Genomic DNA, 8,228 nt, shown 5'->3' with positions numbered 1-8,228 from the left:
GGGGACCTGGTGCGGTGGCAGGCGGACGGGAACCTGGAGTTCATCGGGCGTACCGACGACCAGGTGAAGATCCGTGGTTTCCGGATCGAGCTGGGCGAGGTGGAGTCGGTCGTCGCCGCGCACCGGGGTGTGGCCCGGGCGGCGGTGATCGTTCGCGAGGACAGTCCCGGCGACAAGCGGCTCGTCGCCTATGCCGTTCCCGCTCCCGGTCAGGACGGGCAGGAACTGCCCTCCGCGCTGCGGGCGTTCGCCGCCGAGCAGCTGCCCGAGTACATGGTCCCGGCAGCGGTCGTCGTCCTCGATGCCCTGCCGCTGACCGTCAATGCCAAGCTCGACCGGCGCGCGCTCCCCGCTCCCGACTACGCGGCCGCGTCCACCGGCCGTGGCCCGTCGACGGTGGAGGAGGAGCTCCTCTGCACCGTCTTCGCCGACGTCCTCGGCGTCGAACACGTCGGTGTCGACGACAACTTCTTCGAGCTGGGCGGGCACTCGCTCCTCGCCACCCGCCTCGTCGGCCGCATCCGGACCCTGCTGGGCGTCGAGCTCGGCATCCGCACGCTCTTCGAAGCCCCGACCGTCGCGGGCCTCGTCGACGCGCTGAGCGGGCAGACCGGCCAGGGCGCGCTGAGCGAGCTCCTCGTCATCCGCGATCACGGGGAGAAGCCGCCGATCTTCTGCATCCATCCCGGCACCGGGATGAGCTGGTGCTACATGCCGCTCGCGCGGTACGTCACCGATCCGCACCCGGTCTACGGCATCCAGGCGCGGGGCCTCGACGGGGGGACCGCGCTCCCGCGGACGCTCAAGGAGATGGCCGCCCAGTACATCGCGCACATGAGGGCCGTCCGGCCCGAGGGGCCGTACTACCTGCTCGGCTGGTCGTTCGGCGGCGTCGTGGCGCACGAGATGGCCGTTCAGCTGCAGGAGCTCGGCCAGGAGGTGGCCGGCCTCGTCCTCCTGGACCCCCATCTCGCCGAGTGCCGGCCCGTTCGCACGGGGGAGGGGGCGGGATCGCCGGGGGACGGGGCAGGAACGCAGGACGGCGGGGCGGGATCGCCGGACGACGGGGCTGCCCTGCCGCCCGACGAGGAGCAGCTCGCGAGGGAGCTGCCCGCCACCCTCAGGGCGAACGTCCACCGGATCATCGAGAACAACCAACTGTTGGACGAGGGGCACGATCCCGGGACGTACGACGGGGACATCGTCTTCGTCTCCTCCCGGAACGGCCGTGCGACGACTCCGCCCCTCGCCGAGGCGTGGAAGAAATACAGCTCGGCGGAGGTCCGGGAGGTGGCGCTGGACTGCGACCACCAGCGCATGGGGCAGCTGGCCAATCTGGAACTGGCCTGGAAGTCCGCCGTACCCCTGCTTTCGCACGGGGACCAGGTTGACTGAACGCTCCGCCCAAGGGCACCGTAGGAATCCGACGACACCGTAAAAATCCGGCGGCACCGCAAGGACTCGGCGTCGCCGTAAAACCCGAAATCACCGCAGGAACCCGGCGTCACCGTGAAAACCCGGGGTCGCCGTAAAAGGCGACCCCGGACAGTGAATCGGCACAGTGACCCACGCCACATGTCGGTGATCTTGCCAGGGTAATGCGGAATCCCGATACATTTTCGGCGGGCGTTCTCCCCATCGAAAAGCAGCAACCACCGCACCACATCCTCAGATTCATCGAAAGAGTAGAAGGCGACGGTTTAAAATGGACGAGTCGTACGACGGTGACCCCGCATACGAGAAGCTCATGTTCCTGGTGAACGCCCCGGCGCTCTTCAACGCCGTGACCACCGCGGCGGAGCTGAGGATCTTCCATTTCCTCGCCGACCGGCCCTCGGCCGAGTTCACGGAGATCCTGGAGCACGCCGGCATCCCGGCGCACCAGCTGCGGGTCCTGCTGCAGGCCGTGTGCACCACCGGGCTGCTGGAGCGCAAGGACGGGATGTACTCCAACTCCCGGGTCGCCCAGGACCTGCTGGCCTCGGACGCCGAGGACAGCTGGAGCCACATCATGATCGGCTGGAAGGAGGTCTACTACCCCGCCTTCGCCCAGATGACGACGGCCCTGCGCGCCGGCCGGAACACGGCGCTGGACAGCTACCCCGGCGACGAGCCCACGCTCTACCAGCGGCTTTCGCGCAACCCCGAGCTGGAGGCGGTCTTCCACCGGGCGATGAGCGCCTTCACCCTGCGCTCCGTGGACGGTCTGGTCGGCCGGCCGGAGTTCGGGTCCGTGCGGCACCTGCTGGACGTCGGCGGCGGGGACGGCACGACCTCCCTCCGGCTGGTCGCCAACCACCCCGGGCTGACGTCCACGATCTTCGACATGCCGAGCGTCTCCGGGCTCACCGACGAGGATGCCGCGGCCGCCTTCCCGGACCGCGTCCGGCTGCACGCCGGTGACATCTTCCAGGACGAATTCCCGTCCGGTGCCGATGCCGTACTCTTCAGCCACGTCCTGGAGATCTTCTCGGAAGAGCAGATCGTGGGCATGATGAAGAAGGCGTACGACGCCCTCCCGGACGGCGGGAGGATCTTCGTCTACGGCTACAACGTTTCGGACGACGAGACCTCGGGCATTTTCGGCGCCCGGCTCGGCCTGTACTTCAACGTCCTGGCCAGCGGTCAGGGAATGGCCTATCCGGCGAGGGACTACGAGGCGTGGCTGAAGCTGGCCGGTTTCAAGGACGTCGAGACCGTCACCGGCCTTCCCTATGAGCACGGACTGAGCATGGGAACGAAGTAGCGCGGAGGGCGCACGCGTTTCAGGCCGGTACTGGGCGGCGGGCGCCACCTCGCGGGGCGGGCCACCCGCACGGGCGTTCCCGCCGTCCTTTCCCGGTCGTCGCGGGCAGTATCTGATCCCAGCAAGAGGATGATTGTGCAGCTGAACAGCTTCGATGAATGGTCGCCGCTCAGGGAGGTCGTGGTCGGTTCCGCGAGAAACTACGTCTCGCACAGCCGGGAACTCTCCTTCGACCTGTTCTTCCACGACAACATCGCCCATGACAATCCGTCGCGCTCCGAGTGGTACTACCCCCGGCTGTCCGCCCGCAGCGGCGGCGGGTCCGGGCGCGTGCCCATCAAGCAGCGGTACGTCGAAGAACTCAACGAAGACCTCGAAGGCATCGCCGACACCCTCCGGTCGCTCTCGGTGAACGTCCTGCGGCCGATGGACGTGGACGCGGACACGTCCGAGGTCCGGACGCCGGCCTGGGCGGCGTCGGTGGTACCGCCGCTGAACGTCCGGGACAACACGCTGATCGTCGGCGACGAGATCATCGAGACCGCGCCGATGATCCGCTCCCGGTACTTCGAGACCCAGCTGCTCAAGCCCGTCTTCCAGGAGTACTTCCGCCGCGGCGCCCGATGGACCGTCATGCCGCGGCCGATGATGACGGACGCCTCCTTCGACCTGTCGTACGTGCGCTCCAGCACGGCCGGCGGCCCCACGGAGCCGATCGACGACCCGCAGCCCTCGGCCTACGACGTGGGCTTCGAGATGATGTTCGACGGCGCGCAGTGCCTGCGGCTGGGGCGGGACATCGTCGCCAACATCTCGACCGCCAACCATGCTCTCGCCTGCGACTGGCTGGAGCGCCACCTGGAGGGCCGGTTCCGCGTTCACCGGGTCCACCAGCTGAGTGACAGTCACATCGACAGCATGGTGCTGGCGTTGCGTCCCGGCACCCTGCTGGTGCGGTCCCTGGAGGTGGCGGAGAAGCTGCCCGAGCAACTGCGCGGCTGGGACATGATCGTGGCCCCGGCTCCGGAGTCGAACAACTTCCCCGCCTACGAGGACGACGACCTGGTCCTCACCAGCCCGTTCATCGACCTGAACGTGCTGTCCACGGCCCCGGACACGGTCCTCGTCAACGACGCGTGCCCGGAGCTCATGCGGACGCTGGAGAAGCACTCGTTCACCGTCGTGCCGGTCCGCCACAGGCACCGGCGCCTGTTCGGAGGCGGGTTCCACTGCTTCACGCTCGACACCGTGCGCGACGGGGGGCCGGAGGACTACCTGGGCTGAGCGGCCCGGCGGCTCAGCGGCCCTCCCACTCGGGCGCGCGCTTCTCGGCGAACGCGCGCGGGCCTTCCACGGCGTCCCTGCTGTGCATGCGTCGTTCCTCCCAGGGATAGCGCATGGCGAAGGCCGTTTCGAGCGGGAGGTGGGCGGACGCGGTGGCGGCCTCCTTGACCGCCCGGACCGAGAGCGGGGCGCAGCGGAGGATGTCCGCCACCCACTGGTCGGTGCAGGCGTCGAGGTCGTCCGCCGCGACCACCTCGTTGACCAGGCCGAGTTCGTAGGCGCGCTGCGCGTCCATGGACCGCCCGGTCAGCAGGTAGCCCATCGCGGTCTTCCACGGCAGCTGCCGGCTCAGCCGGAACACCCCGCCCGCACCTGCGACGAGACCGAGCCTGGCCTCGGGCAGTGCGAACACCGCGTCCTCGGAGGCAATGATGATGTCGCAGGCCAGGGCCAGTTCGAAGCCGCCGCCCATGGCGAACCCGCGCACCTTGGCGACCACCGGCTTGGCCAGGTCGAACCGTTCGGTGAGCCGTGGCCAGCCGGGCTTGCCACGGCTGCCGAAGGTTGCGGGCCCGGCCGTGCCCTCGCTGTTGCGCCGGGCGGCCTCCTTGAGGTCCTGCCCGACGGAGAACGAGCGGGTGCCGGCGCCGGAGAGGACGGCGACCCACAGGTCGTCGTCGGCCTGGAAGTCGTCCCACACCTCGGCGAGTTCCTCGTGCATCCGCAGATCCATCGCATTGAGGACTTCCGGGCGGTTGAGAGTTATCTGGGCGGTATGGCCGTTCTTTTCGTAGCAAACCCTGGTCAGCGACATGCAGGCGATGGTAGTCCATGCGCCGGTTGCGGATCACCGATTTGACGAGTCTTCGCTGGGAGTCGAATGTCATGAAACTGTCCGAAAGGCCACCGCAGTACGCCGCGCCGGGCTCCGCCGGTGCCGGCGGGAACTCCAGGATATTCCCGCGTGTTTTCGGCGTGGGGACGGCGGTTCCGGCCACCTCCTACACGCAGGAGGAAATCCTGGAGGAGTTCAAGGTCACCGATCCGCGGATCAGGTCGATTTTCCGGAACAGTGCGATCGAGCGCCGCGGCCTCACCCTCCCGCCGTTGTTGCCGGACGGCTCGCGGGCGACCGAGACGCAGGGCCAGCTGCTGCAGAAGCACGTGACAACGGGCCTGGCGATGGGCCGGGAGGCGGTCGAGGCCTGCCTGAAGGCGGCCGGTGCCGAGCTGTCCGACGTGCGCTACCTGTGCTGCGTCACCACGACCGGGCTGCTCACGCCGGGCTTCTCGGCCCTGCTCATCAAGGAGCTGGGGATCGACCGCCACTGTTCGCGGCTGGACGTGGTCGGAATGGGGTGCAACGCGGGGCTGAACGCCCTCACCGCGGTGGCCGGCTGGGCGAACGCCCACCCCGGTGAGCTGGCGCTGATGGTGTGCATGGAGGCGTGCTCCGCGGCGTACGTGTTCGACGGCACGATGCGGACGTCCGTGGTCAACAGCCTGTTCGGGGACGGTTCCGCGGCGCTCGCCGTCCTGGCCCCCGAGGACGGTGCGGCCGCGGAGGCGCTGGAGCGGACGGCCGGCCCGTCGTTGCTGCGCTTTTCCAGTTGCATCATTCCGGAGGCGGTTGATGCGATGCGCTACGACTGGGACGATGACCACGGGAAATACAGTTTCTATCTTGATCCCGAGGTCCCCTATGTCGTGGGGGCGCACGCCGAAATCGCACTGGGCCGGCTGCTCGACGGGACGGGTCTGCGGCGTTCCGACATCTCGCACTGGACAGTGCACTCCGGGGGCAAGAAGGTCATCGACTCGGTGCGCGCGAATCTCGGGCTGAGCCGGTACGACGTGCGGCACACGACCGGTGTGCTCCGTGACCACGGAAATCTCTCCAGTGGTTCATTTCTGTTTTCCTACGAACGGCTGATGGCCGAGGACTCCGTGCGCCCGGGAGATTACGGGGTCTTCATGACCATGGGCCCGGGGTCGACGATCGAGATGGCGCTGGTGCGCTGGTGAAAGAGGGAGGGACGGAGACTGTGGAAACGGAGACCGGATCCGTGCGGCGGCTCGAAGGGCTCGGCCTGGCGGTGACGATCGACGGGGCGCGGCCGCTCGCGGAGCTGACCGCCACCGTGAACGCGCTCTGCGCCGAGGTCGAGGGCGCACAGGAGCGGACGGTGGTGGTGCTGCGGCTGGAGCCGCTGCCGGCCGGCTCCCGGGAGTGGCCCGGCGAGGTCGCCATCCAGGAGGTGAACCGGTGGGAGCGTGCGGTCCGCCGGCTGGAGAAGCTCGGCGCGGTCAACATCGTGGTCGCCCAGGGGACTTGTGGCGGGCCGGCGCTGGACGTGCTGCTCGCCGCGGACTACCGCATCGGCGCGCCCGACCTGACCCTGATGCTGCCGGTCAACGACGGGCACTTCTGGCCGGGCATGTCGCTGTACCGCCTGGTCCAGCACCTCGGACTGGCGCGCGCCCGGCAGATCGTCATGTGGGGCGCCGACATCCCGGTGGCCCGGGCCGCCGAACTCGGCCTGGTCGACCAGATCAGCGAGGACCTCACGGACGCCGTGCACACCGCGGCCGTGCTCACCGGCCGGATCTCCGACCAGGAGCTGGCGGTCCGCCGGCAGCTGCTGCTGGAGGCCGCCTCGGTCGAGTACGACGAGGCGCTGGGCATCCATCTCGCCGCCTGCGACCGCGAGTTGCGGCGCCTGGCGGGAGCGGCCGAGAGCGCCGGAGCGGCCGAGAGCGCCGAAACGTCCGCGATCGCCGGGGCGTCCGGGAACGCCGGGGCGGCCTCCACCGGGCGGTCGGCGTCGTGAGCCGGGCCTCCTCTCCGACCGCGGGGGCCGGACAGGCGTGGCCGGCCCCCGTCCCGGGGTTCACCGGAACGTTGGACGCCGACGCCCGGCTGCTGGAGTCGTACACCGCCGCCGGGGAGCAGCTGCTCTCCGGGCTGCCGCTCAGGTCCGCTCGCGACCACGGGCAGCACCGCAGCGCCGACGACGTACTCGCGGCGATGCGGGCGGCCCGCCGTGCCTTCCTCGGCCTGCACGCCGAGGACGTGTACGCGCGGCTCACCGACGGCTGCACGGTCCACCTGCGGCTCCCCGAGCTGGTGCACGCCGCGGCCGACCGCTTCCCCGGGCTGGTGCCGACCCGCGCGCAGCTGGCGGCCGAACTGGAGCACCGCCAGGCCGACAAGGACGGCCGCGAGATCGACCAGGGCATCTTCTGCGGCGCCGTGCTGCGCTCCGCCCGGGCCGGCCGCCACCTGATCGACGCCATGCTGCTGCCCACGCCGCGTGCGCTGGAACTGCTGGACGACTTCCGTGCGCACGGGAGGGTCGAACTGGCGTCGGTGCTGGTCGAGCGGCGTTCCGGGGCGGCGCACGTCACCTTCCGCAACGCGCACTGCCTCAACGCGGAGGACAACCGGCTGATCGCCGACCTGGAGACCGCGGTCGACCTGGCCCTGCTGGACGACCAGGTGCGCGTCGGGGTGCTGCGCGGGGGCGAGGTGGACCACCCCAAGTACGCGGGCCGGCGGGTGTTCAGCGCGGGCATCAACCTCAAGGAGCTGCGCAACGGGCGGATCTCGCTCGTCGACTTCCTGCTCGGCCGGGAGCTCGGCTACATCAACAAGATGATGCGGGGTCTGCTCACCGACCCGGCTCCGGGCGCGTCGACCGACCGGACGACCCAGAAGCCGTGGATCGGCGCGGTCGACACCTTCGCCATCGGCGGCGGCATGCAGCTGCTGCTGGTGCTCGACCGGGTGATCGCCGAGTCGCAGGCCTACCTCAGCCTGCCCGCGGCCGAGGAGGGCATCGTCCCCGGGCTGGGCAACCTGCGGCTCACCCGGCAGACGGGCGCCAGGCTGGCCCGGCAGGTGATCCTGGGCGGCCGGCGGATCGCGGCGTCCGAACCGGCGGGCCTGCTGCTGTGCGACGAGGTGGTGCCGGCCGAGGGGATGGCCGAGGCGGTCGAGCGCGCGGTGCGCGAGCTCAGCGCCCCGGCGGTCGCCGCCAACCGCCGGATGCTGTCGCTCGCCGAGGAGCCGGTCGACCTCTTCCGCGAGTACCTGGCGGAGTTCGCGGTGGCCCAGTCCGTCCGGGCCTACTCCGAGGACGTCCTCCAGAAGGTCGAACGGCGTTGGCAACGCGCACAGTCCCAGAGTTGAGAGCGG

Annotated in this window: 7 protein-coding genes; 6 read left to right on the top strand and 1 reads right to left on the bottom strand. The window is 69.9% G+C overall.

Features of this window, described 5'->3' with window-relative positions; genetic code table 11:
* The 3 genes from ACFC1F_RS31860 to ACFC1F_RS31850 form a co-directional block, all read left to right on the top strand.
* Positions 1-1,395 (top strand): alpha/beta fold hydrolase (locus ACFC1F_RS31860; protein ID WP_376163530.1); only part of this gene is annotated, 1,395 nt, incomplete at its 5' end.
* A gap of 310 nt (positions 1,396-1,705) precedes the next feature.
* On the top strand, positions 1,706-2,746 hold the full coding sequence (locus ACFC1F_RS31855; RefSeq protein ID WP_209417450.1) for a methyltransferase: 1,041 nt from the start codon (positions 1,706-1,708) through the stop codon (positions 2,744-2,746).
* A 135-nt stretch (positions 2,747-2,881) separates the two neighbouring features.
* Positions 2,882-4,030 carry a glycine amidinotransferase gene (locus tag ACFC1F_RS31850; protein ID WP_376163528.1) on the top strand — a complete coding sequence of 383 codons (1,149 nt, stop codon included), beginning with the start codon at positions 2,882-2,884 and terminating at the stop codon, positions 4,028-4,030.
* Positions 4,031-4,043: 13 nt separating this feature from the next.
* Here the strand turns inward: ACFC1F_RS31850 and dpgD are convergent, their stop codons facing one another.
* Positions 4,044-4,763 carry an enoyl-CoA-hydratase DpgD gene (gene dpgD, locus ACFC1F_RS31845; RefSeq protein ID WP_376163525.1) on the bottom strand — a complete coding sequence of 240 codons (720 nt, stop codon included), beginning with the start codon at positions 4,761-4,763 and terminating at the stop codon, positions 4,044-4,046.
* A gap of 152 nt (positions 4,764-4,915) precedes the next feature.
* Between dpgD and dpgA the strand changes: the two genes are divergently transcribed.
* The 3 genes from dpgA to dpgC all read left to right on the top strand — a co-directional run bounded on the left by dpgA (position 4,916) and on the right by dpgC (position 8,222).
* Complete coding sequence (gene dpgA / locus ACFC1F_RS31840; RefSeq protein ID WP_209417453.1) at positions 4,916-6,055, top strand: 3,5-dihydroxyphenylacetyl-CoA synthase DpgA; 1,140 nt, start codon at positions 4,916-4,918, stop codon at positions 6,053-6,055.
* A gap of 20 nt (positions 6,056-6,075) precedes the next feature.
* Positions 6,076-6,861, top strand: a complete 786-nt coding sequence (dpgB, locus tag ACFC1F_RS31835) for an enoyl-CoA-hydratase DpgB (protein WP_376163523.1) — start codon at positions 6,076-6,078, stop codon at positions 6,859-6,861.
* A gap of 71 nt (positions 6,862-6,932) precedes the next feature.
* Positions 6,933-8,222 carry a (3,5-dihydroxyphenyl)acetyl-CoA 1,2-dioxygenase DpgC gene (gene dpgC / locus ACFC1F_RS31830; protein WP_376163521.1) on the top strand — a complete coding sequence of 430 codons (1,290 nt, stop codon included), beginning with the start codon at positions 6,933-6,935 and terminating at the stop codon, positions 8,220-8,222.
* Positions 8,223-8,228: the final 6 nt, after the last annotated feature.

The organism is Kitasatospora sp. NPDC056181, assembly GCF_042266225.1.
Taxonomy (GTDB): Bacteria; Actinomycetota; Actinomycetes; order Streptomycetales; family Streptomycetaceae; genus Kitasatospora.
This window is presented reverse-complemented; position numbering and strand designations above follow the sequence as displayed.